26 protein-coding genes and 1 tRNA gene are annotated in these 22497 nt (G+C 70.7%); 11 read left to right on the top strand and 16 right to left on the bottom strand.

The window, feature by feature from the left end; genetic code table 11:
- Positions 1–58: 58 nt before the first annotated feature.
- Together BMZ92_RS16160 and lanKC are read right to left on the bottom strand one after the other, a co-directional pair.
- Positions 59–205, bottom strand: a complete 147-nt coding sequence (locus BMZ92_RS16160; protein ID WP_091508131.1) for a SapB/AmfS family lanthipeptide — start codon at positions 203–205, stop codon at positions 59–61.
- Positions 206–223: 18 nt separating this feature from the next.
- Positions 224–2764, bottom strand: coding sequence for a class III lanthionine synthetase LanKC (lanKC, locus tag BMZ92_RS16155; RefSeq protein WP_091508129.1), 2541 nt, complete (start codon positions 2762–2764; stop codon positions 224–226).
- Between the two features lie 244 nt (positions 2765–3008).
- On the opposite strand from lanKC, the gene BMZ92_RS16150 reads away from it, so the two are divergent.
- The 4 genes from BMZ92_RS16150 (at position 3009) to BMZ92_RS16135 (ending at position 4286) form a co-directional block, all read left to right on the top strand.
- Positions 3009–3374, top strand: coding sequence for a hypothetical protein (locus BMZ92_RS16150; protein WP_091508127.1), 366 nt, complete (start codon positions 3009–3011; stop codon positions 3372–3374).
- Positions 3367–3774, top strand: coding sequence for a hypothetical protein (locus BMZ92_RS16145; protein ID WP_091508124.1), 408 nt, complete (start codon positions 3367–3369; stop codon positions 3772–3774). Before BMZ92_RS16150 ends, BMZ92_RS16145 begins: the two co-directional genes overlap by 8 nt.
- A gap of 50 nt (positions 3775–3824) precedes the next feature.
- Positions 3825–3897 (top strand) — tRNA-Lys (locus BMZ92_RS16140).
- Positions 3898–3935: 38 nt separating this feature from the next.
- On the top strand, positions 3936–4286 hold the full coding sequence (locus BMZ92_RS16135) for a VOC family protein (protein ID WP_091508123.1): 351 nt from the start codon (positions 3936–3938) through the stop codon (positions 4284–4286).
- A 64-nt stretch (positions 4287–4350) separates the two neighbouring features.
- Here the strand turns inward: BMZ92_RS16135 and BMZ92_RS16130 are convergent, their stop codons facing one another.
- The 5 genes from BMZ92_RS16130 to BMZ92_RS16110 form a co-directional block, all read right to left on the bottom strand.
- On the bottom strand, positions 4351–4782 hold the full coding sequence (locus tag BMZ92_RS16130; RefSeq protein WP_091508120.1) for a riboflavin biosynthesis intermediates N-glycosidase: 432 nt from the start codon (positions 4780–4782) through the stop codon (positions 4351–4353).
- A gap of 23 nt (positions 4783–4805) precedes the next feature.
- Positions 4806–6119: a serine hydrolase domain-containing protein gene (locus tag BMZ92_RS16125; RefSeq protein ID WP_091508413.1), complete on the bottom strand. Its 1314-nt coding sequence runs from the start codon at positions 6117–6119 to the stop codon at positions 4806–4808.
- 50 nt (positions 6120–6169) lie between these two features.
- A complete protein-coding gene (locus BMZ92_RS16120) occupies positions 6170–7186 on the bottom strand; it encodes an NADPH:quinone reductase (protein WP_091508118.1) in 1017 nt (338 codons plus the stop codon).
- Positions 7183–7731: a TetR/AcrR family transcriptional regulator gene (locus tag BMZ92_RS16115; RefSeq protein WP_091508116.1), complete on the bottom strand. Its 549-nt coding sequence runs from the start codon at positions 7729–7731 to the stop codon at positions 7183–7185. The genes BMZ92_RS16120 and BMZ92_RS16115 overlap by 4 nt, the downstream gene beginning before the upstream one ends.
- A 73-nt stretch (positions 7732–7804) precedes the next feature.
- Positions 7805–8929 carry a S1 family peptidase gene (locus BMZ92_RS16110; protein ID WP_143249866.1) on the bottom strand — a complete coding sequence of 375 codons (1125 nt, stop codon included), beginning with the start codon at positions 8927–8929 and terminating at the stop codon, positions 7805–7807.
- 157 nt (positions 8930–9086) lie between these two features.
- Here BMZ92_RS16110 and BMZ92_RS38180 point away from each other — a divergent pair, with 157 nt between their 5' ends.
- The gene (locus BMZ92_RS38180; RefSeq protein WP_245783080.1) at positions 9087–9518 is read left to right on the top strand and encodes a hypothetical protein; all 432 of its coding nucleotides are present in this window, start codon (positions 9087–9089) and stop codon (positions 9516–9518) included.
- Between the two features lie 210 nt (positions 9519–9728).
- Positions 9729–10547: a TROVE domain-containing protein gene (locus tag BMZ92_RS38175; RefSeq protein ID WP_245783079.1), complete on the top strand. Its 819-nt coding sequence runs from the start codon at positions 9729–9731 to the stop codon at positions 10545–10547.
- A gap of 16 nt (positions 10548–10563) precedes the next feature.
- On the opposite strand, the gene BMZ92_RS16100 is transcribed toward BMZ92_RS38175, so the two are convergent.
- On the bottom strand, positions 10564–10767 hold the full coding sequence (locus BMZ92_RS16100; protein WP_091508111.1) for a nucleoside/nucleotide kinase family protein: 204 nt from the start codon (positions 10765–10767) through the stop codon (positions 10564–10566).
- A gap of 124 nt (positions 10768–10891) precedes the next feature.
- On the opposite strand from BMZ92_RS16100, the gene BMZ92_RS16095 reads away from it, so the two are divergent.
- Positions 10892–11194 (top strand): hypothetical protein, encoded by a 303-nt coding sequence (locus BMZ92_RS16095; protein ID WP_091508108.1) that lies wholly within the window; start codon positions 10892–10894, stop codon positions 11192–11194.
- A 32-nt stretch (positions 11195–11226) separates the two neighbouring features.
- Positions 11227–11499: a PASTA domain-containing protein gene (locus BMZ92_RS16090; protein ID WP_143249865.1), complete on the top strand. Its 273-nt coding sequence runs from the start codon at positions 11227–11229 to the stop codon at positions 11497–11499.
- Between the two features lie 23 nt (positions 11500–11522).
- Here BMZ92_RS16090 and BMZ92_RS16085 read toward each other — a convergent pair whose 3' ends face one another.
- The gene (locus tag BMZ92_RS16085; RefSeq protein WP_091508106.1) at positions 11523–11795 is read right to left on the bottom strand and encodes a DUF6295 family protein; all 273 of its coding nucleotides are present in this window, start codon (positions 11793–11795) and stop codon (positions 11523–11525) included.
- An 11-nt stretch (positions 11796–11806) separates the two neighbouring features.
- Positions 11807–12547, bottom strand: coding sequence for a dienelactone hydrolase family protein (locus BMZ92_RS16080; RefSeq protein ID WP_091508103.1), 741 nt, complete (start codon positions 12545–12547; stop codon positions 11807–11809).
- A gap of 353 nt (positions 12548–12900) precedes the next feature.
- On the opposite strand from BMZ92_RS16080, the gene BMZ92_RS16075 reads away from it, so the two are divergent.
- Entirely contained in the window at positions 12901–13185 is a 285-nt protein-coding gene (locus BMZ92_RS16075; protein ID WP_091508101.1) for a DUF3040 domain-containing protein, read from the top strand.
- A 7-nt stretch (positions 13186–13192) separates the two neighbouring features.
- On the opposite strand, the gene BMZ92_RS16070 is transcribed toward BMZ92_RS16075, so the two are convergent.
- From BMZ92_RS16070 to BMZ92_RS16055, 4 genes are all read right to left on the bottom strand, one after another.
- Positions 13193–14716, bottom strand: a complete 1524-nt coding sequence (locus BMZ92_RS16070; protein ID WP_143249864.1) for a RyR domain-containing protein — start codon at positions 14714–14716, stop codon at positions 13193–13195.
- Between the two features lie 164 nt (positions 14717–14880).
- Positions 14881–17481: an ATP-dependent chaperone ClpB gene (gene clpB, locus BMZ92_RS16065; protein WP_091508096.1), complete on the bottom strand. Its 2601-nt coding sequence runs from the start codon at positions 17479–17481 to the stop codon at positions 14881–14883.
- Positions 17482–17550: 69 nt separating this feature from the next.
- On the bottom strand, positions 17551–18114 hold the full coding sequence (locus tag BMZ92_RS16060; RefSeq protein WP_091508094.1) for a dihydrofolate reductase family protein: 564 nt from the start codon (positions 18112–18114) through the stop codon (positions 17551–17553).
- Positions 18115–18166: 52 nt separating this feature from the next.
- Positions 18167–18622 carry a MarR family winged helix-turn-helix transcriptional regulator gene (locus BMZ92_RS16055; RefSeq protein WP_091508091.1) on the bottom strand — a complete coding sequence of 152 codons (456 nt, stop codon included), beginning with the start codon at positions 18620–18622 and terminating at the stop codon, positions 18167–18169.
- A 333-nt stretch (positions 18623–18955) separates the two neighbouring features.
- Between BMZ92_RS16055 and BMZ92_RS16050 the strand changes: the two genes are divergently transcribed.
- Both BMZ92_RS16050 and BMZ92_RS16045 read left to right on the top strand, forming a co-directional pair.
- Positions 18956–20128, top strand: a complete 1173-nt coding sequence (locus BMZ92_RS16050; RefSeq protein WP_177228724.1) for a globin domain-containing protein — start codon at positions 18956–18958, stop codon at positions 20126–20128.
- Between the two features lie 7 nt (positions 20129–20135).
- Positions 20136–20831 (top strand): dienelactone hydrolase family protein, encoded by a 696-nt coding sequence (locus BMZ92_RS16045; RefSeq protein WP_091508409.1) that lies wholly within the window; start codon positions 20136–20138, stop codon positions 20829–20831.
- Positions 20832–20873: 42 nt separating this feature from the next.
- Here BMZ92_RS16045 and BMZ92_RS16040 read toward each other — a convergent pair whose 3' ends face one another.
- Together BMZ92_RS16040 and dnaJ are read right to left on the bottom strand one after the other, a co-directional pair.
- Complete coding sequence (locus BMZ92_RS16040) at positions 20874–21302, bottom strand: heat shock protein transcriptional repressor HspR (protein ID WP_091508089.1); 429 nt, start codon at positions 21300–21302, stop codon at positions 20874–20876.
- Positions 21302–22474: a molecular chaperone DnaJ gene (gene dnaJ, locus BMZ92_RS16035; protein WP_091508086.1), complete on the bottom strand. Its 1173-nt coding sequence runs from the start codon at positions 22472–22474 to the stop codon at positions 21302–21304. The genes BMZ92_RS16040 and dnaJ overlap by 1 nt, the downstream gene beginning before the upstream one ends.
- Positions 22475–22497: the final 23 nt, after the last annotated feature.

The following is a 22497-nucleotide window of genomic DNA, read 5'->3' as shown; positions in this document are numbered from 1 at the left end:
CGCGGTAGGCACGAATGGGAGCGGCGCACTTGGCCTGCGCCGCTCCCACCCGCTCCGATCAGATGGTGCTGCAGCCCAGGAGGCTCAGCGTGCTGTTCGCGCAGCCGGCGAGCAGGCTCAGGTTGCTGATCGGGTGGCCGCCACCGTCGCCGCCGCCGCCGTGCTCGGGGGCTTCCATGGCCTGCAGGTCGAGAACCAGATCCATCGTTTCGCCTTTCTCCTGTCACTTTCCCCGGTCCGGTCGGACCGAAGCCTGTGGGCCGCCGAGGAACGGCAGCACCGGTGTGCCGTCGAGGACGACGCCGAGCCCGAGCAGGATCCCGGCGCCACCCGTGGCGACGTCCATGGACAGCCGCAGCAGCTGGTTGCCGGGGAACGCGATGCCGCCGCGGAAGGGGATCGCGTACCAGGCCAGCCGCGCCAGGTGCACCTCGATCGCCCGTTCGGCGACCGGGTCCGCCCCGCGGTGCCTGCCCGCCGCGAGCGTGGCCATCAGCCCGGTCCGCCCGTACAGCAGACCGGGGTGGATCACGAACTCGCCGCGGCACGCTTCGCGCAGCCCCCGCAGCCGCGCGACGCTCTCGGCGTCCGGGTGGTGCGCGGCGAGGTGTTCGGCGACGAGCGCCACCCCCGCGCTGCCCACCGCGAGGTAGGGCAGGGTGCGGGCCCGCCCGTCCTTGGCCTGGAGCGAGCCGTCGTCGGTCTCGACGAACTCCTCGAGCTCCCGGTTGAGCGCCCGGTCGGCCGCGTCGAGCCACGCCCGGTCGTGGGTCTCCTCGAACAACCGCACGAACAGCAGCGCGGGCCCCGACCAGCCGCTGACCAGCCCGGCCTTGGCGAACTTCCCCGGTGGGGCCGGGGTGTACCCGGTCAGCTCGGCGCCGATGCGGACGGCCTGCTCGCGGTACTCGCGGTCGTCGCGCGTGTCCGCGAAGTGCAGCAGGTTGAGCGCGATGCCGGAGAGCCCGGACCACAGGCCCGGCTCGGTGGTCTGCTCGACCAGCGCGGCGGACTCGTCGAGCACGAGGGTCGCCTCGTCCCGGTAGCCGAAGTTCTCCAGCACGTACGCGATCCCGTGGGCGCCGTCGAAGAAACCGGGACGGGCGGGCGGGTCACGCCGCACGGACTCGATCAGCCACCGCTCGTGCTCGGGGTGCCGTCCGCCGCCGGTCAGGTCGAGCGCGTGCAGCACACCCGCGGCCCCGACGGCGAAGCAGGCGCCGCCGACCTGGAACTGGTCGATGTCGCCGGGGAAGAGCCGGTCGGTGCGGTCGGGGGTGGCGCTGGCGAGGACGGCCGTGGCGATGGCCTTGCGGACGAGCGGCCAGTCCGGTTCCGGGTCGTCGAGGTCGGTGTGGATCGGTTCGAGGCCGGGCCGCACCAGCTCGGCCCCGTGGTCCGGCGGCAGGCCGAACCGGTCCCGCACGAAGTCCAGCAGCGAGGGCAGCTTGCCGGGAGCGAGTTCGAGCAACGCGTTGAGCGGCAGGAAGAGCCACAGCCGCAGGGCGGCGAGCGCGTGGTCGTCGATGGCGACGCCGGTCAGCCCCGGCGGGGCCTTGAACCCGGGCGCACCGAGCGCCGGGCGGCCGGGCGCGTCGGCGGGGAAGGCGAGTTCGAAGTCGACGAGCGCTACCTGGTCGTCGTCGTCCACCAGCACGTTGTTGGGGTGCAGGTCGCCGAAGACGATGCCGCGCTCGTGGATCGCGTCGAGGAGCTTCGCGAGCCTGCCGAGCAGAGCGTTCGCCCGCTCCGCGTACGCGGGCAGGTCACGCTCGGCGGCGTCGCGGCGCGTCAGCGGGTAGTGGTGGGCGAGCCAGGAGGCGAGGGAAATGCCGGGCACGCGGTCCATGGCGAGGAAGTGGTGCTCCCAGACCGTGAACAGGCGGTGCGCGGCGGGCACGCCGGGGATGCCGGCGAGGCGGCGCAGCACGTCGTGCTCGCGGTGGAGGCGGGCCACGGCGTCCACGTGGTCGCGGTCCAGTCCGGCGTGGGGGCGGGCCTCCTTGAGCACGACCTCGCGGCCGTCGGCCTTGTCCTCGGCCAGGTAGACCCCGCCGCCGTTGGAGAAGTGCAGGGAGGAGGTCACCCGGTAGGGGAACTGCGCCGGGTCGCCGCCGCGGCGGGCCGCCAGGTCCGGGGCGAGGCACTCGGGCAGCTCGACCCAGTCCGGCAGCTGGAAGGTGGGGGTCCGCTCGTCGGGGACGAGTGTCCCGTCGGGCTTGCACACGGCGAGCACTCTGCGGCCGTCGGCCTCCACCCAGCGCTCGGAGAAACCACCGTAACGGACGTGGAGTGGACCTCCACCGTAGCGCAGATCGCTGAGAATGTAGGGCCCGGACTCCCCGGAAAGAACTCCCGACAGATCATGAAGTACGCGTTTCAGCTCATTGTTGTCACTCGGATAAATAGTGGCGAGCTTGCCGCTGCCCTCCCGCGCCGCGTACTTTGAATTGTTCGCCAGCACCATCTCGACCGTGCGCAGGTGCTTGAAGGAAATCGATCTTTCCAGGCAGTACCGCCACACCTCGACGAGTACCCGGCGGGCGTTCGACGGCGTGCCCGAGACGTGGATTTTCCAGCCCTGCGAAGGAAGATCGCGGTCGACAGGGCGGAAGTAGCGCCACACCCCCCGCTCGGCGCACAGCCACCCGCCGTCAGGTTCGGGCAGCGATTTCGAGAATTCTTCACCGCTTTCGGCGGTGTTCCGCTGCTCGTCGAAAAAGAGCGGATCGGCGAAGCAGAACGCCTCGTACCTGAGATCCATTTCGGGGGCTCCTCCGCGGCAATTTTTGCGGTGCCGCCATCTTGCACCCCCGACCCCGGTGAATACCAATAGGCCGTTTCGGCGTTGTTGGGACCACGCACGCCCGCGTTACCACCAGGTAACGAAGACCCGGCGTAACGACTACACCACCCAAATGGAGGCATAACTTCCAGGCCGCCGGTTCTTTTGCCGCCCCTGCTTCACCCGCGAGTAGGGGTGACGGGGCCCGGGTTAAGCTCGGCAGGTGATCTCGGGCTTCGCGGTAGCGGTGGCGGTGACCTCGCTTTTCGTCGCCGCCTGGGCCTTCGTGGCCGCCGCGCGGAACCGGGAACCGCAGCGGCCGTTGCTCGTGGCACTGGCTGTGGTCGAGGTGTTGCTGGTGGTGCAGCTGGTCATCGGGATCGTGGGGCTCGTGCGGGGCGGTCACCCGGGCAGCCTCGCGACGTTCCTGGCGTACCTGGTGGGTTCGCTGGTGATCATCCCGGCCGGCACGGCGTGGGCGCTGGCGGAGCGGAGCCGGTCGAGCACGGTGATCCTGGGCGTGGTGTGCCTGGCGATCCCGGTCATGGTGCTGCGGCTGCACGAGATCTGGGGAGGCGCGAGTGCCTGAGCAGCGGAAGACGGCGACGGGTCCCGGCCGGATCCTGGTCGCGGTGTACGCGATCTTCGCACTGGCCGCGACGTCACGGGCGGCGGTCCAGATCGCGACGAAATTTTCGGAGGCGCCGGTCGCGTACGTCCTGTCGGCGGTGGCCGCGGTGATCTACATCGTGGCGACGGTCGCACTGGCCCGCTCGGGCTCGATGTCGTTCCGGGTGGCGCTGGCGTCGTGCACGGTGGAGCTGCTGGGCGTGCTGACGGTCGGGACGCTGAGCATCTTCGACAAAGCGGCCTTCCCGGACGCGACGGTGTGGTCGGGCTACGGCGAGGGGTACCTGTTCATCCCGCTGGTCCTGCCGGTGATCGGCCTGCTGTGGCTCCGCCGGACGGCCCGCGTACCGCAAGGGTGAGAGGAACGACTAGGCTACGTGGCGGTGCCCCGCTCCGGCAGGGGCCACCGGGGGCGTTAGCTCAATTGGTAGAGCTGCGGACTTTTAATCCGTAGGTTCTGGGTTCGAGCCCCAGGCGCCCCACTCTCCCCTTCGAGACAGCTGACTGCGACGGTGGTCGCATGGGCATCTCTGGAGCGCACGTCATCATCTACAGCCATGACGCGGAAGCTGACCGATCGTTTTTCCGTGAGGTCCTCGACTACCCGCATGTCGACGCCGGCGGCGGTTGGCTGATCTTCAAGCTTCCGCCCGCTGAGGTCGCCGTGCACCCCGCCGAGGCCGACGCTTCTCACGAGCTGTACCTGATGTGCGACGATCTGGACGTGACGATCAGCGAACTGGCCGCCAAGGGCGTCACGTGCGCGGAGGTCACCGAAGCCCGATGGGGGCGCCTGAGCCGGATCCCGCTACCCGGTGGCAGTCAAGTGGGCCTCTACGGACCCCGGCATCCCCGCGCCACCGACCTGTGATTGCGGGTTCGCGGGGCCGAGATCGTCACCCGTGCCGCCAGGTGCTTGTCCGGCGGGAGCGTGATCACGTCAGCCCGGCGAGCGCGTTTCGGGCTTCGGCCAGGGCAAAGCCCAGCAGGTTCAGGCCTTGCCACTGTTCGGGGTCGTTGGCTCGCGGGTCGTCCTGGGTCAGTCCGATGCCCCAGACGGAATCGCGCGGACTGGCCTCCACCAGCACCCGCTCGCCGGTTCCGACCAGGAAACGGCGCAGTTCGGGGTACCGGCTGAACTTGGCGATGGAGCCCTCGACCACGATGTCGTAGCGGCAGGCCTCCCACTCGTGCTCGTCGAAACCGCGCACACCTCGGCCCAACTGCTTGGCCCGGTGAGGATGAGGCGCCTGCAAGATCTGCTCCGCACTGGCTGAGGCATCCCCGCCCGACGCTGCCGTCGAGACAGTCTTGCAGCGTGAGCGGTCGCCGCGCGAACGACTTATCGGTTCGTCATCCACGGGCATCGGTCGGCACGCTTCCTCTTCCCTTACCCAGCCCCAACTTCACGCGGCATGCGCAGTCGGGCCAACGGCTGCGGCGCCACCAGAGGCGACTGCCACACCGCCTCGAACGTGGCATCCCCCGGATCCAACGTCAGACGTAGCCGGTGCGGGGTGTCGAGGAAGATCACGTCCACCTGGAGCAACCCGCCGGACCACGCGTACGCCGTGGCGTGGGTACCGCTCGTCGTCCAACTGCGCGGCGGGCCGAGCGCTGCCGTGACGGGTGGGCCGTCGTCGAGCAGGGTGATCGCGTCCTCGCTCAGGTCGACCGCTCGCAGGAAATCCTTGCCGCGCTTGGGCAAATACCTTCCGGCGGGGATCGGGCCGGCCGTGCCCGCCGGGACCGGCAGGGACGGAGACAGCGTCGGCCACGGCCCTGCCGGGCCGCGCTCCGCCATCAACGCCGGGAGCAGGTGCGTCCACACCTCGTCCAGCACTGCCTGCATGTTCGGACTCTGGGCGGTCATCGCCACCACCGCGTCGGCCTCGGGGAGCACCAGCGCGAACTGCCCGTGTGCGCCCGCGGCGCGGTAGCCGTGCCTGCTGACCCAGAACTGGAAGCCGTAACCCTGCCGCCAGTCCGGGTCGGTACCGTCGGTTTTCACCTGTGCCCGCGTGGCTTCCGCGATCCACTCGTCCGGCAGCAACCGCTTTCCCCACCAGACGCCGTCGTCCAGGTACAGCTGGCCGAGCTTGGCGATGGCCTCGGTCGTGGTGTGCAGTCCAAAATGCGCGGCTTCGACACCGTTCTCGTCACGCGCCCAGCCGTGGACGTCGATCGCCAGCGGCTCGTACAGCCGCGGCGTCAGGAACTCCGTCAACGAGCTGCCACTGACCTTGCGCACGACCGCGGCGAGGGCACTCGTGCAGGGCTGGTTGTAGGCGAAGAACGTGCCCGGCTCGAACTCGGGCGGCAACCGGAGCAGGCCGAGCACCGGATCACCGTTGCCGGCCCGAAGCGCCTGCGCCTCCCGCTCGTCCGCGTGCCCGCTGGCCATCGCCGCCACGTGCCGGACCAATGTGGACCGCGACCGCGAGTCGGTCACCAGGCTGTCCCAGCCGGGGAAGTAGGACAGCACGGTGGCGTCCAGGTCCACCAGGCCCTCCGCCACCGCGAAGCCGAGGGCCGTCGAGACGAAGCTCTTGCTCAGCGAATACAGCAAGCGCGGCGAATTCCGGTGGTACGGCTGCCACCAGCGTTCGGCCACGACGTGACCGTGCCGCACCACCATCAGGCTGTGCAGCTCGACATCCGGCAGCGGCGCCAGAGCGTCGAGGAACGCGTCGATCCCGCTCATGTCCACGCCCTGCTCGGCCGGGGTGCTTCGCGGAAGGCTCCCCGCCGACGTCACGGGAGGTCCACCAGGACTTTGCCGACGGCACCGCTTTCGACGGCCCGGTACGCGTCCGCCGCGCGGTCGAGCGGGAAGCGCAGCAGGGGCAGACCGTGGTCCTCGCCGACGGGCAGGGCACCGTCGGCGACGGCCGCGGTGACGTCCTCGATGGCGGCGTTGAGCACCTCCGGTCCGGCCGTGTAGAGCACCAGGAACTGGAAGCGGGTGTTCAGCACCATCGTGCGGCGTACGTCGAGCTCGACCGGGACACCGCCTTGGTTGGCGTAGACGGAAAGCGTGCCACGGAAGCGGAGCACCGACAGGTCGAGTTCGAGGTTCGCGCCGAGCGCGACCTCGGCGATGACGTCCACCCCGTCGGGCGCGATCTCGCGGATCGCGGCGGCGGCGTCGCCTTCGCGGTAGTTGACGACGTGGTGGGCGCCCGCGGCGGCGGCCAAGCGGGCCTTCCCGGGGCTGCTGACGGTGCTGATCACGGTCGCGCCCGCCCAGCGCGCGAGCTGGATCACGGCGTGCCCGACCGCACCGGCCCCGCCCGCGGCGAGCACGACCTTGTCCTTGAGCGCACCGGGCGCCAGCCGGCGCGGCCCGTCCTCGGCGACGGTGAGCGCGCGGTGCGCGGTGAGGGCGGGGACCCCGAGCGCGGCGCCGACGTCGAACCCGGCGTCGTCGGGCAGCGGCACGGCCCGCTCGGCGGGCACGACGGTGTACTCGGCAGCGGTGCCCGCAGGCCGTCCGGCAGCGGCCATGAACAGCCACACCCGCTGGCCCACCCGCCCCGGATCGACGCCCTCGCCGACGGCGTCGATCGTGCCCGCACCGTCGTGGTGCGGGGTGATCTCCGGGAAGTTCTTGGCGTGCCCCATTCCCGCGCGGGCCTGCACATCGGTCGGGTTCACGCCGGACACGGCGACCCGGACGCGGACCTCCCCGGCGCCGGGTGCGGGCACATCGCGCTCGACGAGTTCGAGGACTTCGGGGCCGCCGTTGTCGCGGTAGACGATGGTCTTCACAGTTCTCCTTCACCTGGCAGGGCAATGCGGAGCAGTTCAGCGAGGTAGAGCGCCAGCACCCGGTGCGCGATGGGCGCGGCCTTTTCCCGCGCCTCGGCAGGCTCGTGGCCTTCGGCTTTGACCAGCCACGACGCCACGCAGTCACGCACCATCGCCCGCAGCCGGTCGATCATGTCCACGACGATGGCGCCGATGGCGGGGTTGGTCGTCGCCTCGCCCCAGATCTGCACCCCGAACCTGGCCTCGACCGGATCGATGACCGAGGTCATGCGGGCGAGGAGTTCGTCGGGGTCTGGCGGGTTGTCGTCCCGGGCGTACTCGCCGAGCACCTCCGCGCGCTGGGCCAGCGTCGCGCGGGCCGTGGCCTGCACGATTTCGGCCTTGTTGCGGAAGTGCGCGTAGATCGACCCGGTGGACAGCCCGGACTCGGCCGTGATGTCCGTGATCGACGTCCGCTCCAAACCGTTGCGACCGAAGCACCGCACCGCCGCCTCGGTGATCTGCGCACGTCGGAGCTCCTTGCGCGCATCGGTGAGCCGGGGCATCACACCTCCCACAAAAAGAACCGCTGTTCTGCTTGTCTCGATACTAGCAGAACAGTGGTTCTTTTTGTGGGGCTTACCGCGGGTCGGACACCAGTTCCACGACGCCACCGCGGGTCTGCGCGACCAGCACGCACAACAGGCTGTGGGAGGCGAGATCCGCGTTCAGGGCGAGCGTGGGCGTCAGGGGAGCGCCCTTGATCGGCACGTAGGTGACGAAGCCGGTGGAGTCGACCAGCCCCTCATCCCAGGTGTACGTCACCGAGTCGGGGGCGCGGCCGGCCCACCCGGCCGCTTGGCAGGTCAGCGTGGAGCCGGGCGCCTTCGTGCCGGTGATGGCGGGTTCGCCGGTCGGCCTCGGCGCGAGCACCGGATGCCGCTGGGTGAGGAACGAACGCAGTTTGGCGGCCTCGGCGAAGCCACCGGGAGCGTCCTGCCCGCACTGCTTGCTCCGCACTTCGCCACCGAAGCTGGTCAGCCCGACCAGTGCCGGGCCTTCGTCCCCGTATTCGACCAGGGGACCGCCGCTGTCGCCCGCACAGATGGTCGTCCCCGCGGCCTGCGCACACACCACCGAGGCGGCGTCGACCACCCCGGCGAGTTGCTCGTCGCAGCTCGCGTGGTCCAGGACGCTCATCCTGCCGACGTTGAGCGCATCACCGTAGGAACTCGACGGGTTCTGCGGGTCGTAGGGCCCGGTCTGACCGTGGCCGAAGACGGCGACCGGCGTGCCTGGCGCGGGGGTGTGCCGGGCGACCGGCAGTACCGGCACGCCCCGGACCGGCCGCGCCAGCTCGATGATGGCGGCGTCATCGGCCGCTGCCGAGCCGGCGAAGTCGCCCGGGCTGCCGGGCGGGGAGATCAACCGGTAGCCGGGGTGCGTGGTGAACCCCTTCATGGGCACGATGCGCCCGGGGTCGGTGGACAGCGTGCCGCCGCCGACGTGCACCTCCAGGTTGGTCGGATCGGTGTGGTCGAGGCAGTGCGCCGCCGTGGCGATCCGGTCGGGCGCGATCAGCACACCGCCGCACAATTCCCGCTGGACCAGCGGCGCGGTGCCCTTCCTGGCGATCGTCGCCATCCAGGGCGCGGTCGCCGGATCGGACACCGGCTGTCCACCGGACACCGCGAACGCCGGTGTCACGGCCGACATGGCCAGGGCGAGTGCGGTCGCGCAGACCGCCAAAGTTCTTGCTGGCAAGGGAAACCTCCTGTGAGGGGAACGTTTCCCGAAGCTAGGGGCCCGGCCACGGCGACCGCGACAACCGACGGGATGATCAACCCCTGTACGAAAGTGGTAGGACGCATCGGAGGTCGGGTGTTGCCGGGCACCGGAAAATCCGGTTGAACCGCCGCGGGTGGTTTCTCTACATTGGTCCAGCCGCGGCCCGCTGAACCGGTGCGCAGGTGAGGGTTACTTCTGGCGCCTGGCCGGTGAAGACGCCTTCTACGAGTCCGCTCGAGAACGCGACAACCGGTTCACCGCTCTGGTCCGGGAAACGACCCTCGACGATCCAGAGTGGACAGTTCGGTTCCTGCGCTGGCTGCGGTCCGAGGCGAACTTCCGCACCGCCGCACTCGTCGGTGCGGCAGAGTTCGCCCACGCGCGACTGTCCGTGGGTGCGCACGTGCTCTCCCGTTCCGTCGTGTCGTCGGTGCTGCAGCGCGCGGACGAACCCGGTGAGCTGCTCGGCTACTGGTTCGCCGCACACGGTCGCGCGATCCCGAAGCCCGTCAAGCGGGGGATCGCGGACGCCGTGAGCGTTTGTACACCGAGCGCGCCTACCTGAAGTGGGACTCCGCGGCGCGGGCGATCCGGTTCGCGGACGTCCTGGAACTGGTGCACCCCAAGGCAGGCACCGCTTGGCAGGCCGACCTGTTTCCAGCACATCCTCGACGCCCGCCGCGACCGCGGGAGCGACCTCCCCACGTCGCTGGGCACGCTCACCGCTCGCCGGCGCCTCACGTCACTGCCCGCCGGGCAGCGGCGGGTGGCCCCGGTGGCGCTGGCGGAGGCGGGCATGACGTGGGAGTCGGTCGCGGGCTGGCTGCAGGGGCCGATCACGGCTGCCGCGTGGGAGGCGCTCGTCCCGTCCATGGGCTACATGGCGAAGCTGCGGAACCTGCGCAACTTCGACGAGGCCGGGATCAGCGACGAGGTCGCCACCCGGGTGGCGGCCGAGCTGTCGGACCCCGAAGCCGTGCGGACGAGCCGCCAGCTGCCGTTGCGGTTCCTGTCGGCCTACCGCACCGCCGCGCACGACCGCTGGAAGGGCCCGCTCGAGCAGGCGTTGCAGCACTCCCTGCGCGGCGTGCCACGGCTCTCGGGGCGGACGCTGATCCTGATCGACACGAGCGGCAGCATGACGAGCCGGTTCTCCCGGGACGGCACGCTCCGCCGGTGGAACGCGGCGAGGATGTTCGGTCTCGCGCTGGCACAGGCGTGCGACCGGGCCGACGTCGTCTCCTACTCGCACGACAGCAAGGTCTTTTCCCTGCGGCGCGGGGAAAACCTGCTGCGGGCGGTGGACCGGTGGCAGTCGTCGGGGTACTTCCTCAACGGCGGCACGTACACCACTGCCGCCGTGGAACGGCACTACCGGCGGCACGACCGGATCGTCGTCCTGACCGACGAGCAGGCGGCCGACGGCCCGGTCCAGGCGGGAGTTCCGATGTACACGTGGAACCTGGCCGGGTACCGCTACGGGCACGCGCCCAGCGGCACCGGGCGGAGCCACACGTTCGCCGGGCTCAACGACGCGTCCTTCGGGATGATCGCGTTGCTCGAGGCCGGTCGGAACGCGAACTGGCCCTTCTGACGGCCGGTGCCGCCCCTCACCCCGGGGGCGGCACCGGCGTCGTCGTGTCGACGATCAGGTCCGCCCGTGCCCGGGTGCCGTCCGTGGCGAAGAAGGAGTCCTCATGCCGCTGCCACCGCAACCACAGGTCACGGTGGTCCTCGCCGTCGCGGGCGATTCCCCTCGCCAGCCCTTGGGCGCGCGGCGCTTCGACCCACACCCGGTAGGCCGCCTCGATCACCGGTGCGCCCGCCGCCTCCGCCTGCGCCCGGCCGAACGTGCTCCTGCCCGCGCCGCGCCGTGCCGGGTCATGGCATCAGTGAAACTCATTCGCCCCACTACCGCCGCTCGGTCATGATCTGTGCATGGAAACGACAGGGCCCCGCTGCTCCTTCTGCGAGCGGGTCCAGGACGACGAGGAGGGCTGGTTCGACGTCGACGTGCGCGTCGACGAAGGGGAGTACTACCTCTGGTTCTGCTCGCAGGAACACGCGGGCGAGTGGTTCCGGCGGCCGCTGCCCGAGCCGGACGAGGGCACGGTGATCCAGGCCAAACCCGGCGAGGAGGTGGTCGGCTGGCTCATCTTCGCCACGATCGTCCTGCTCGTGCTCGGGTTGCTCGGCATCGGGCTGTGGACCGTGATCAGGTGGTTGTTCTTCGACAGCTGATGTTCCGGCCCCGGGAGCCCTACACTCGACCCATGCGGGGACAGCGCCCGGTGACCGAGGTACCCGACGTGGTGGGGTTGGGCGCCCAGGACGCCTGTGACATCGTGCGCCGCGCGGGGCTCGTCCCGCGCGGGCCCGAGGGCGAGCCCGAGCCCGCCTCCGGGATCGTCGTCGCGCAGGCGCCGATCGCCACCGCGGGCGCCCAGGAGGGCGACGAGGTCGTGCTCTGGACGCAGCTCGGGCCCGGCAAGGGCACCGAGTCCGCCCCGACGCCCCCGACCGAGTCCGCGCTGCTACCCGCTTGACCACTGTGGACAGTCCACAGTGGTCACTGATTCACGGACGCCAGGCCCTTCGGCGCCGAAGCGATCGCACGCTGGATCGCGTCCACGAGTGCCAGTGCGGCTTCCTCCGTCAGCTCCACCGGAACGCGTGCCGACGGGCCCTCGCCCGGGTTGATGAAGTCGATGTTCACCGTGTGCCCGAACGGCGCGTGCACCGGGTGGTCCACGTAAACCGTCGCGTGCGACAGGGAAAACCAGCCGCCCGCGGCCTTCCCGCTGCCGGTGACCTCGATCTTTTCCGTCTGGTACGTGCACATGGGAGATCCCCTCACGCCGAAAGGTGCTTGCCGAAGAAGTCGAAGACGCGCCGCCAGCCCGCCGTCGCCGCTTCAGGGCGGTAGCTGGGCCGGTCCACGGCGAAGAACGCGTGCCCCGCGCCCTCGTACGTGTGGAACTCGTGCTCCTTGCCCAGCCGTTCGAGCTCGGCCGACAGCTTCGCGACCTCCTCGGGGCCGGGGAACTTGTCCTCCGCGCCGAACAGGCCCAGCAGCGGGCACGACAGCTGCGGCGCGAGACCGAGCAGGGGCTTCATGTTCGCCAGCTCGGGGGGCGGCTCGTTGACGACGAAGGCGCCGTAGCAGTCGACGGCCGCGTCGATCTCCAGGCTGCACGCCGACAGGAACGTCTGCCGCCCACCGGAGCAGTACCCGATCACGCCGATCTTCCCGTTCGCGCCGTCCAGCGCCTTCAGGTACCGGGCGGCGCCGTCGACGTCGCCGACGAGGCGGTCGTCGGGCACCCCGCCCGCGGCGCGCACGGCCGCCGCGGCGTCGTCGGGATCCGCGCCCGGTGCCTCACGCGAGTACAGGTTCGGGCACAGCGCGTTGTACCCGTGCGCGGCGAACTTGCGCACGATTTCCTTGGTGGCCGCGTCGTACCCGGGCATGTGGTGGATCACCACCACGCCGCCACGCGGCTTTTCGTCGAGAGGCCTGGCCAGGTAGGCCTCGATCTCGTCACCGCCGTCCCCGGTGATCGTGATCGTCTCGGCCCGCATCGCATCGGTCATGCGATCAGCCTGGCACGATCACCGCCCCGGCGACGCCGGGTCTGGGGTCATTCGCCCTGCTCGGCACCTTTTTCCGGTTCGCCGGCCTCGCCGAGGAGCTTCTCGAGGTCGAACTCCGCGGTCAGTTCCGCGAAGATCGGCGTGGTCTCTTCCTGGCGCACGCTCATGTCGCTTACCTCCCTCTCCTGCCCGCGGGCGCAGTCCCCCACTGCGAACTCCCACGAGTGTTAACGGCAGGTTATGTTACCTACTCACCGTGAGCAACAGGACGACAGCTGAAAAAAGTTCACTCCGAACGTCGCGCTGACAAAGCACCGTGAGCGGGATCATAATGGGGGTGAAGGCGGTGCGGCATGGCACTTCACGGCGAAGAGCAACGGCGGCTGACGGAGATCGAGCGGCAGCTGGCCGAGGAGAACCCGCGCCTCGCGCAGCGGCTGGCCGAACTGCGGCCGATGCGGGTGCCGAGCGTGGTACTCGCGGCGCTGGGCGCCCTCTGCTCGATGGTGGCGGGCTTGTTCATCCTGGTCGCGGGCGCGCAGGCGCAGTCGGGCTTCCTGCTCGTCCTCGGCACCGTCCTCACCAGCGGGGTGCCCACCGCCGTCCTCTGGCGGATGTGGCTGCACCGGCTCCGCTGAGCCGCACCTACCGCCGCTCGATGCGGTAGCCGGCGTCGGCCAGGATCTCCGGCAGCGCCAGCACGACGTTGCGGTCCTTCTGCCGCTCCGCCTCGCCGAGCTCCTCCCACGGCCGCAGGTCCGGGTGCAGTTTCCGCTGGTTGTCGCGCTCCGCGCCGTACCGCCAGCCGTCCGCGCGGCGCTCGGCGACCCACCGCTCGTGCTCGGCGACCGCGAGCCGCTCGACCTCGTCCGGGGTGAAGGCGAAGGGCACCGCCTCCAGGCTCGGCACGAGCCGGCAGCCCACGAGTTCCAGCTTGCGCTCGATGTCACCCGCTGAGGCGCGGTTGGCGTCACGGAGCGTGTCCGGCAGGTCGTCCCAGTCGACGAGCGACGGGTTGACGCGCTCGTCCTGCCCCAGCGCCCGCTGGTCCCGCACGTAGCGCCGGTGCACGGCCCGCGCCAGCGAATCGGTGATCCGCTCGGATAGGTACACGCTCGCCATGTCCAGCACTCCCACGAATCGCAGCCGGTCCTCCTGACCGTGCTGCACCATCATCTCACCGACGCCGGCCAGTTCCGCCATCCGGACGATCACGGTGCCCCGCGTCGCGTCGACGGTGGCCGCGGCGTTGAGGCCGTCCCGAAGCGCACGTTCCTCGTCATCGTGGCAGACGAAGACCAGATGCACACCTGGTTCCGGCTGGTAGACGGGTACCACGGTGACGCGGCAGTGCACTGCGAAGAACGGGTGACGTGCGCGCAGCTCGGCGACGACGGCCTCGCCATCGGGATCGACGACCGTCACCTCCACCGGACGCTGCCGGGCGCGCCGCGCCAGCTCCAGCAGCAGCGCGCGGCCGAAGGCGCTCAGGCCGCTCACCACGAGCCGTTCCCCGTCCGGCTGCTCGGCCGCGATCACCTGCTTGGCGGCCACCCCGTCGAGGGAGAAGAAGTCCACCGACAGGCCTTCGCGCCAGCCGCGGTCGCGCAGCGCTTCGCCGAGTTCGGGATCCGACACGTGCGCGTAGATCTCCAGCGACGCCCGCGTCCGGCGCTCGACCTGGCTGGCCGCGAGCACGGTCGCGATGTTCGCGGCGGTCTCGTCGGCGCAGGCGTACAGCCGCGACGCACGCGGAAGGCCCGCGGCGACGAGCGGGGCCGGGCTGCGTGCGCTCTCCACGCGGATGACCCGGTGCTCGGCGGAAAGGTGCGTGGCGAGCGTCCTCGCCGCCGGTGAGTTCCCGCACACAATGATGTGCCGCGCCCGCCGCCGGGCCCGCAACCGCGCGATCTCCGAGGCGAACAGCAGCCGCGCGGCCTCGACCACGGCGTAGCCGGTGACCGCCGGGGTCAGGAACCGGCTCACCTCCAGCGGCCACGGGTACGGCCCGCCGTTGGACACCGGCGCCGAGTTGATGACGAACAGCTGCAGGTCGTAGTACAGGAGGTCCAGCGGGCGGTGCGCGTACTGGGTGCTGTGCGCGAGGTGCTCGGCGAGCCCGAGGTAGCCCAGCACCAGCGAAACCACGGCGAGCACGGCGAACGACACGCGGACGAGCACCGCGGGGCGCGAGGTCAGTGCGGTAACGGCGGCCTCCGGCGGTCGATCAGGGCTCGGGCCATTCTGGACGACCGGTGCCGCTCCAGTCGATACCCGGACACGAAAACGGCCGCCTCCGGAAGAACTCCGGAGGCGGCCGTGAACAGGCGCCTTTACGCCTTCGTCACCGTCAGCGCGTCACCGGCTTCCAGGTCCGGGATGTCGACCCGGACCCTGTCGCCGTCGCGGATCTCGCCCGCCAGCAGCTTCTTCGCCAGCTGGTCGCCGATCGCCGACTGGACGAGCCGCCGCAGCGGCCGCGCGCCGTAGATCGGGTCGAACCCGTTGAGCGCCAGCCACTCCTTCGCGCCCGGCGTCACGTCCAGCGTCAGCCGCCGCTGCGCGAGGCGCTGCGCCAGCCGCTCGATCTGGATGTCCACAATGGACGTCAGCTGCTCGGTGTCGAGCGAGTGGAACACCACGATGTCGTCCAGCCGGTTGAGGAACTCCGGCTTGAAGTGCCGCTGCACCACCGCGAGCACCGCGTCCCGGCGCTGCCGCTCGTCCATGGCCGCGTCGGCGATCGCCTGCGAGCCGAGGTTCGACGTCAGCACCAGGATGGTGTTGCGGAAGTCGACCGTGCGGCCCTGGCCGTCGGTCAGCCTGCCGTCGTCGAGGACCTGCAGCAGCACGTCGAACACGTCCGGGTGCGCCTTCTCGACCTCGTCCAGCAGCACCACCGAGTACGGCCGCCGCCGGACGGCCTCGGTCAGCTGGCCGCCCTGGTCGTAGCCGACGTAGCCGGGAGGCGCACCGACGAGGCGGGCCACCGAGTGCTTCTCGGAGTACTCACTCATGTCGATCCGCGTCATCGCGCGCTCGTCGTCGAACAGGAACTCCGCCAGCGCCTTGGCCAGCTCGGTCTTGCCGACACCGGTCGGGCCGAGGAACAGGAAGGACCCGGTGGGCCGGTCGGGGTCGGCGACCCCGGCCCGCGTGCGGCGGACGGCGTCGGCGACCGCGGTGACGGCCTCGCGCTGCCCGACGACGCGCCTGCCCAGCTCCTCCTCCATCCGCAGCAGCTTGCCGGTCTCACCCTCCAGCAGCCGCCCGGCGGGGATGCCGGTCCAGGCGGAGACCACGTCGGCGACGTCGTCCGCGCCGACCTCCTCCTTGAGCATCACGTCCGCGCCCGAGGAGCTCGACGCCGTGCTCTGCTGCGCGGCCTCCAGCTCCTTCTCCAGTGACGGGATGCGGCCGTAGCGCAGCTCGGCGGCACGGCCGAGGTCGGCGTCGCGCTCGGCGCGGTCCGCCTCGCCCCGCAGCTGCTCCAGCTGCTCCTTCAGCTCGCGGACCTTCTCGATCGAGCCCTTTTCGTTCTGCCAGCGCGCGGTCAACGCTGACAGCTCCTCGCGCTTCTCGGCCAGCTCGGCACGCAGCGCCTCCAGCCGCTCCTTCGAGGCGATGTCCTCTTCCTTGGCCAGCGCCATCTCCTCGATCTCCAGGCGGCGCACCGCCCGCTCGACCTCGTCGATCTCGACGGGCCGGGAGTCGATCTCCATGCGCAGCCGGGACGCGGCCTCGTCGACGAGGTCGATCGCCTTGTCCGGCAGGAAACGCGCGGTGATGTAGCGGTCGGACAGCGTCGCGGCCGACACCAGCGCGGCGTCGGTGATGCGGACACCGTGGTGCACCTCGTAGCGCTCCTTGAGGCCACGCAGGATGCCGATGGTGTCCTCCACGGACGGCTCGCCGACCAGCACCTGCTGGAAACGCCGCTCCAGCGCCGCGTCCTTCTCGATGTGCTGCCGGTACTCGTCGAGCGTGGTGGCACCGACCATGCGCAGCTCACCGCGGGCCAGCATCGGCTTGATCATGTTGCCCGCGTCCATCGCGCCCTCGCCGGTCGCGCCCGCGCCGACGATCGTGTGCAGCTCGTCGATGAACGTGATGACCTGGCCCGCCGAGTCGGTGATCTCCTTGAGGACGGCCTTCAACCGCTCCTCGAACTCACCGCGGTACTTCGCGCCGGCGACCATCGAACCGAGGTCCAGCGCGACGACCCGCTTGCCCCGCAAGGACTCCGGCACGTCGCCCGCGACGATCCGCTGGGCGAGCCCCTCGACGATCGCCGTCTTGCCGACGCCCGGCTCACCGATCAGGACCGGGTTGTTCTTCGTGCGCCGAGACAGCACCTGCACGACGCGGCGGATTTCGGTGTCACGCCCGATCACCGGGTCCAGCTCGCCCTTGCGGGCGCGCTCGGTCAGGTCGACGCCGTACTTCTCCAGCGCCTTGAACGTGCCCTCCGGGTCGGGGCTCGTGATGCGCGCGGAGCCGCGGACCTTGGTGAAGGCCTCACGCAGCGCCTCCGGGGTCGCGCCGTGGCGCTTCAGCAGGTCGGCGACCTGGCCCCCTTCGGCGGCGAGGCCGACCAGCAGGTGCTCGGTCGAGACGTACTCGTCACCCAGCTCGGTGGCGAGCTTCTGCGCGTGCGTCAGCGACTTCAGCGCGGGGGTGTCGAACTGCGGGGTGGACACCGTCGCACCGGTCGCCGAAGGCAGTGCGCCGGTGATCGGCTCCAGGTCGTTGCGGACCTGCGCCAGGTCGGCGCCCACCGCGGTCAGCAGCGGGCCCGCGATGCCGTCGCTCTGGGCCAGCAGCGCGCCCAGCAGGTGCGCCGGGGCGATGCTCGGGTTGCCCGCCACGGTCGCCGCCTGCGCCGCCGACGAGATCGCCTGCTGGGTCTTCGTCGTCGGGTTGAAAGCGTCCATCCCCACACTCCATGTCGAAAGCCTGTGTTCTCGCCAGGTACAACGTCAGAAAAGTTGAGCGTGTTCCGCTCAAGTCTGACGAGTTCGGTAGCAGAGGTAGACGACCCCGTTCGCGAAGCGCCGCTCGTCGGCCAGCTCGAGGTCCAGGCGCGTCCCGGCGGGCAGGTACGGCTTGCCGCCGCCCACGACCACGGGGTTGAGGAACAGGTGGTACTCGTCGACCAGCCCGGCCCGGATGGCGGGCGCGGCGAGCTCCGGGCCGCCGATCGAGAGGTCGCGGTCCGAGCGCTCCTTCAGCTCGCGGACCGCGCCGGGGTCGAACTCCCGCTCGACGCGGGTCCGCGCCGTGCGGGGCCGCTCCAGCGTGCGCGAGTAGACGATCTTGTCCGCCGCCTGCCAGATCTCCGCGTAGTCGCGCAGGGACGGAGACTGCCCGGGGATCGACGGGTCCGTCTCCCACGGCGACATGGTCTCGTACATCCGCCTGCCGTAGAGGTACGTGCCGATGGACCGTTCGAGGTCGTTGACGAACGCGTGCACCTCGTCGTCGGGCACGCTCCAGTCGAACTTCCCGTCGGCGTCGGCGGTGTACAGGTCGAGCGAAGCCAGTCCGCCGTAGACCAGTTTTGCCATGCTCCCGATCCTGCCCGCCGCACGCACCGGGCGGTACGGGGAAAAACCCTGATCAGCGTTCCCCGACGGCCTTGCGCAGCGCGTCGTTCATCGCGGCGAGGCGCTCGCTCAGCGCGACGACCTCCTCCTCGCTCCAGTCCGCGAGCGCGGTGCGGAAGAACTCCAGGTGCTTCTCCCGCCAGCGCTTCAGCTCCGTCATGCCCTGCTCGGACAGGCTCACCAGCGCCGCGCGGCCGTCCTCGGGCGCCGGGCGGCGCTCGACCAGTCCGGCGGCGACCAGCTGCGCGATCTGCCTGCTGATCACCGAGACGTCGACCATCTTGCGCTTGGCCAGCTCCGAGGGCCGCGATTCGCCGTGCAGCGCGAGGTCGCCGAGCAGCATCGCCGCCGCGGGGTGCAGTCCCGGCTGGTCGCGCTGCCACGAGGCGGTCCCCCACGCGTGCTGCAGCTGCCCCGCCATCCGCAGCTGCTGCAGCAGTTCGATCCCGGCCTGCTCGCTCAGGCTCATGCCGCCTCCTGATTGGTTGTCACATACAACTATACGAGGCGTAGTCGGTCGCGGACACCACCGGGAACGTGAGCCGGACCACTTCTGGCTGACGGCTTTTACCACCCAGACGGAGCAACAACGGGAGCATTCAGCCCAGAAGCGGTTACTCTACGACTTAATCGTGTCCCACTTTCCAGATTACCCCTGACCGAATGGGGTGGAATATTCGTGAGCAGTTCACGCAGTGACGCCCCCGGTAACCTGGACCTGCGCTGCACACCCCTGCTATTGCGCGTTCGTGAATAATCGAGTCCGATCACCAGCGCGCCCCCCCGGAGCACTTCGAAACCGATGACCGCCGAGCCCGTGAGTCCCGTCCCCCGGTCCGTGTACCGGGAGGCGCCCCCAGCCGTCACCGCGATGGTGCGGCTCATCCAGGATTCCTGGGCGAAGGCGGAGCCGTACTTACCCGAAGTGACGCAGTTCTTCTACGGGATGCTCTTCACCATCGCGCCGGCGACCCGGGACTTCTTCCCCATCAACATGGAGGTCCAGCGCAACCGCATGGTGCGGGCGCTCGTGCACGTCGTGCAGATGGTGGACCAGCCCGACGACCTCGTGCCGTTCCTGCGCCAGCTGGGCCGCGACCACCGCAAGTTCGGCGTGATCCCCCGCCACTACGAGGCCATCGGCACGGCGCTGCTCGCCGCGATGCGCGCGCAGCTGGGCCCCGACTGGACGCCGGAGGTCGAGCGGGCGTGGGCCGAGGCGTTCACGATCATCGCCCGGCAGATGCAGGAGGCCGCGGCCGCCGACACCAACCCGCCGAGCTGGTCCGCCACCGTCGCCGAGCACCGGCGGCTCAGCTGGGACCTCGCGATGGTGCGGGTCGAGCCGGAGGAGCCCATCCCGTACCGGCCAGGGCAGTACCTGAGCGTCGAGGTGCCGCAGCGGCCGCGCCTGTGGCGGTACCTGTCCCCGGCGAACGCGCCCCGCGAGGACGGCTCGCTGGAGTTCCACGTCCGCGCCGTGGACGGCGGCTGGGTCTCGCGGGCGATCGTCAGCCACACGCAGAAGGGCGACGTCTGGCGGTTCGGGCCGCCGCTGGGGCGGCTCTACGTCGACCGCGAGTCCGGCCGCGACGTACTGATGATCGCGGGCGGCACCGGGGTCGCGCCGCTGCAGGCGATGCTCGACGACCTCCAGCAGTGGGGCGACAACCCGCGGGTCCGGCTGTTCTACGGCGGCCGCACGCGGGACGACCTGTACGCGCTGGAGGGGCTGCGGATGCTGGCCTCGTGCAACCCCTGGCTCACGGTCACGCCCGTGATCGAGCGCGGGCCGGGGCTCTCGGGCTGCGAGCAGGGCACGCTCGCGGACGTCGTGACGCGCCACGGCGCCTGGCCGGGGCACGACGTGCTCGTGTCGGGTTCCCCGGGGATGATCAGGGCCACCGTGTCGCGGATGCTCGTCGCGGGCACGGCGCTCGACCAGATCAGGTACGACCCGTTCACGATCGATTGAGGTGCACATGATCCCCGTTGCGGACGGCACGATCGACGGTTATCTCGCGCTCCCGCAACGAGAGGTGTCGGGCGAACCGCCGTGGCCGGGGGTGGTGGTGATCCACGACGTGGCCGGGCTGACCGAGGACGCCCGCAACATCACCGACCGGTTCGCCACCGCGGGTTACGTCGCCCTGAGCGTGGACCTGTACTCGCGCGGCGGGTTCTTCCGTTGCGTCAAAACGGTTTTCAAGGATCTGACCGCCGGGCGCGGACGTGCCTTCGACGACATCTCCGCCGCCCGCGAGCTGCTCGCCGGCCGCGAGGACTGCAGCGGGAAGGTCGGCGTCGTCGGGTTCTGCATGGGCGGCGGGTTCGCGCTCGTCGCCGCGACGCAGGGGTTCGACGCCTCGGCGCCGTACTACGGGCAGCTGCCCAAGGATCTGTCCATTCTGGACGAAGCGTGCCCCGTCGTCGCGAGCTTCGGCAAGCGGGACCCGGGGCTCAAGGGTGCCGCGGCGAAGCTCGAGAACGAACTGACCGAGCGCGGGATCCCGCACGACGTCAAGGAATACCCCGAAGCCGGGCACAGCTTCGCCAACCAGGCCCACCTCGGCCCGCTCAACGTGCTGATGCGGATCGCGGGGGTGGGCTACCACCGGGAGTCCAGCGAGGACGCCTGGCGGCGCGTGCTCGCGTTCTTCGCCCAGCACCTGCGATGAACGAAGGGGGCGGAGAAAACCCCGCCCCCTTCCGGGAAAACCTCAGCGGCGCCGGGGTTTCCACACCACCAGCGCCGTCTCCTGCCGCACCGGCACGAGGTCCTTTCGGTAGGAGGCGTGCACCGCCGCCGCGGCCTGTTCCGCCGCGGCGTAGGCGGCGGCGAGCTCTTCGGTGAGTTCCTGCACGCGGGAGCGCAGCGCGTCGACCTGGTTCTCCAGCTCGATGATGCGCTTGATCCCGGCCAGGTTGACGCCGTGCTCCTGGGACAGCCGCTGCACCTCACGCAGCAGCGCGATGTCCCGCATCGAGTACCGGCGCCCGCCGCCCGGCGTGCGGCCGGGCGACACCAGACCCTGCCGGTCGTAGGCGCGCAACGTCTGGGCGTGCAGCCCGGACAGCTGTGCCGCCACCGAAATGACGAAGACCGGGGTGTCCTCGTCCGCCCCCGCGGGCAACCCACCGAAAGCCATCACCGCTCCTTGAGCATCTCCGTGATCTCCGGCCTGGGATCGTGCTTCTCCGACGCCGCCGCGAACGCCTCCAGCGCCTGCTTCTCCGCCCCGTCCAGCCGGGACGGGACCGCCACCTGCAGGGTGACCAGCAGGTCGCCCTGCGCACCGTCACGCCGCTGGATGCCCTTGCCGCGCACCCGCAGCACCCGGCCGCTCGCCGTGCCCGCTGGCACCTTCACCGACACCTTGCCCTCCAGCGTGGGCACGGCCAGCGTGGCGCCCAGCGCAAGCTCGGTGAAGCTGACGGGCACGGTGATCGTCAGGTCGTTGCCCGACCGGCCGAACACCGGGTGCGGGTTGACGTGCACGCGCACGTACAGGTCACCGGCCGTGGCGCCGCCACGGCCCGGTTCGCCCTGCCCGGCCAGCCGGATCCGCTGGTTGTCGTCGACCCCGGCGGGCACCCGGACCGTCAGCGTCCTGGTCTGGGTGCTGACGCCCTCACCGGCGCACTCGGGGCACGGGTCGTCGATGATCTTGCCGCGGCCACGGCACTCCCGGCACGGCTCGGAGAACGCGAACGCGCCCTGGCTCCGGCTCACCAGACCCGACCCGGCGCACACCGGGCAGGTCCGCGGGCTCGTACCGGGCCGTGCGCCGTTGCCGCCACACGTCCGGCACGTCGCCGGGCTCGACAGCCGCAGCGGCAGGGTCGCGCCCTTGACCGCCTCGGCGAAGTCGATCCGCACGTCCGTCTCGACGTCCGCACCCCGCTGGGCCCGCGCGTTCGCCGCGCCCGCCGAACCCCGGCGGCCGAACAGGCCACCGAGGATGTCGCCGAGCCCGCCGAACCCGCCGGCACCGCCGCCGGCGGCCTGGCCGAACAGGTCGCTCATGTCGAACGTGCCCGAACCGCCGGCACCGGGGAAGCCGAAGCCACCGGCACCGCCCGAGCCGAACAGCCGCCGCGCCTCGTCGTACTCCTTGCGCTTCGCCGGATCCGACAGCACGCCGTACGCCTCGGACACCGCCTTGAACTTCTGTTCGGCGTCGGCGTTGCCCGGGTTGGCGTCCGGGTGGTTCTCGCGCGCCAGCTTGCGGTAGGCCTTCTTGATCTCGTCCTGCGACGCGTCAGAGGAGACGCCCAGTTCGCGGTAGAAGTCCTTGCCGATCCACTCCCGTGCACTCACCGGACGTCTCCTCCTTCCTCGCT

Origin of the sequence: Amycolatopsis sacchari (genome assembly GCF_900114035.1) — a bacterium.
Lineage (GTDB): Bacteria > Actinomycetota > Actinomycetes > Mycobacteriales > Pseudonocardiaceae > Amycolatopsis_E > Amycolatopsis_E sacchari.
Note: the sequence above shows the minus strand (reverse complement) of the source record. Positions and strands in the feature narration are given on the sequence as shown.

Coding starts and splice junctions, on each gene's coding strand:
- BMZ92_RS16130 (WP_091508120.1), bottom strand. CDS start 4,782: ATGCCCGTGGATGACGAACCGATAAGTCGTTCGCGCGGCGACCGCTCA.
- BMZ92_RS16125 (WP_091508413.1), bottom strand. CDS start 6,119: ATGAGCGGGATCGACGCGTTCCTCGACGCTCTGGCGCCGCTGCCGGAT.
- BMZ92_RS16050 (WP_177228724.1), top strand. CDS start 18,956: ATGACCGCCGAGCCCGTGAGTCCCGTCCCCCGGTCCGTGTACCGGGAG.
- BMZ92_RS16080 (WP_091508103.1), bottom strand. CDS start 12,547: ATGACCGATGCGATGCGGGCCGAGACGATCACGATCACCGGGGACGGC.
- BMZ92_RS16085 (WP_091508106.1), bottom strand. CDS start 11,795: ATGTGCACGTACCAGACGGAAAAGATCGAGGTCACCGGCAGCGGGAAG.
- BMZ92_RS16045 (WP_091508409.1), top strand. CDS start 20,136: ATGATCCCCGTTGCGGACGGCACGATCGACGGTTATCTCGCGCTCCCG.
- BMZ92_RS16075 (WP_091508101.1), top strand. CDS start 12,901: ATGGCACTTCACGGCGAAGAGCAACGGCGGCTGACGGAGATCGAGCGG.
- BMZ92_RS16040 (WP_091508089.1), bottom strand. CDS start 21,302: ATGGCTTTCGGTGGGTTGCCCGCGGGGGCGGACGAGGACACCCCGGTC.
- clpB (WP_091508096.1), bottom strand. CDS start 17,481: ATGGACGCTTTCAACCCGACGACGAAGACCCAGCAGGCGATCTCGTCG.
- BMZ92_RS16115 (WP_091508116.1), bottom strand. CDS start 7,731: ATGCCCCGGCTCACCGATGCGCGCAAGGAGCTCCGACGTGCGCAGATC.
- BMZ92_RS16160 (WP_091508131.1), bottom strand. CDS start 205: ATGGATCTGGTTCTCGACCTGCAGGCCATGGAAGCCCCCGAGCACGGC.
- BMZ92_RS16055 (WP_091508091.1), bottom strand. CDS start 18,622: ATGAGCCTGAGCGAGCAGGCCGGGATCGAACTGCTGCAGCAGCTGCGG.
- BMZ92_RS16135 (WP_091508123.1), top strand. CDS start 3,936: ATGGGCATCTCTGGAGCGCACGTCATCATCTACAGCCATGACGCGGAA.
- BMZ92_RS16060 (WP_091508094.1), bottom strand. CDS start 18,114: ATGGCAAAACTGGTCTACGGCGGACTGGCTTCGCTCGACCTGTACACC.
- lanKC (WP_091508129.1), bottom strand. CDS start 2,764: ATGGATCTCAGGTACGAGGCGTTCTGCTTCGCCGATCCGCTCTTTTTC.
- BMZ92_RS16090 (WP_143249865.1), top strand. CDS start 11,227: ATGCGGGGACAGCGCCCGGTGACCGAGGTACCCGACGTGGTGGGGTTG.
- BMZ92_RS16095 (WP_091508108.1), top strand. CDS start 10,892: ATGGAAACGACAGGGCCCCGCTGCTCCTTCTGCGAGCGGGTCCAGGAC.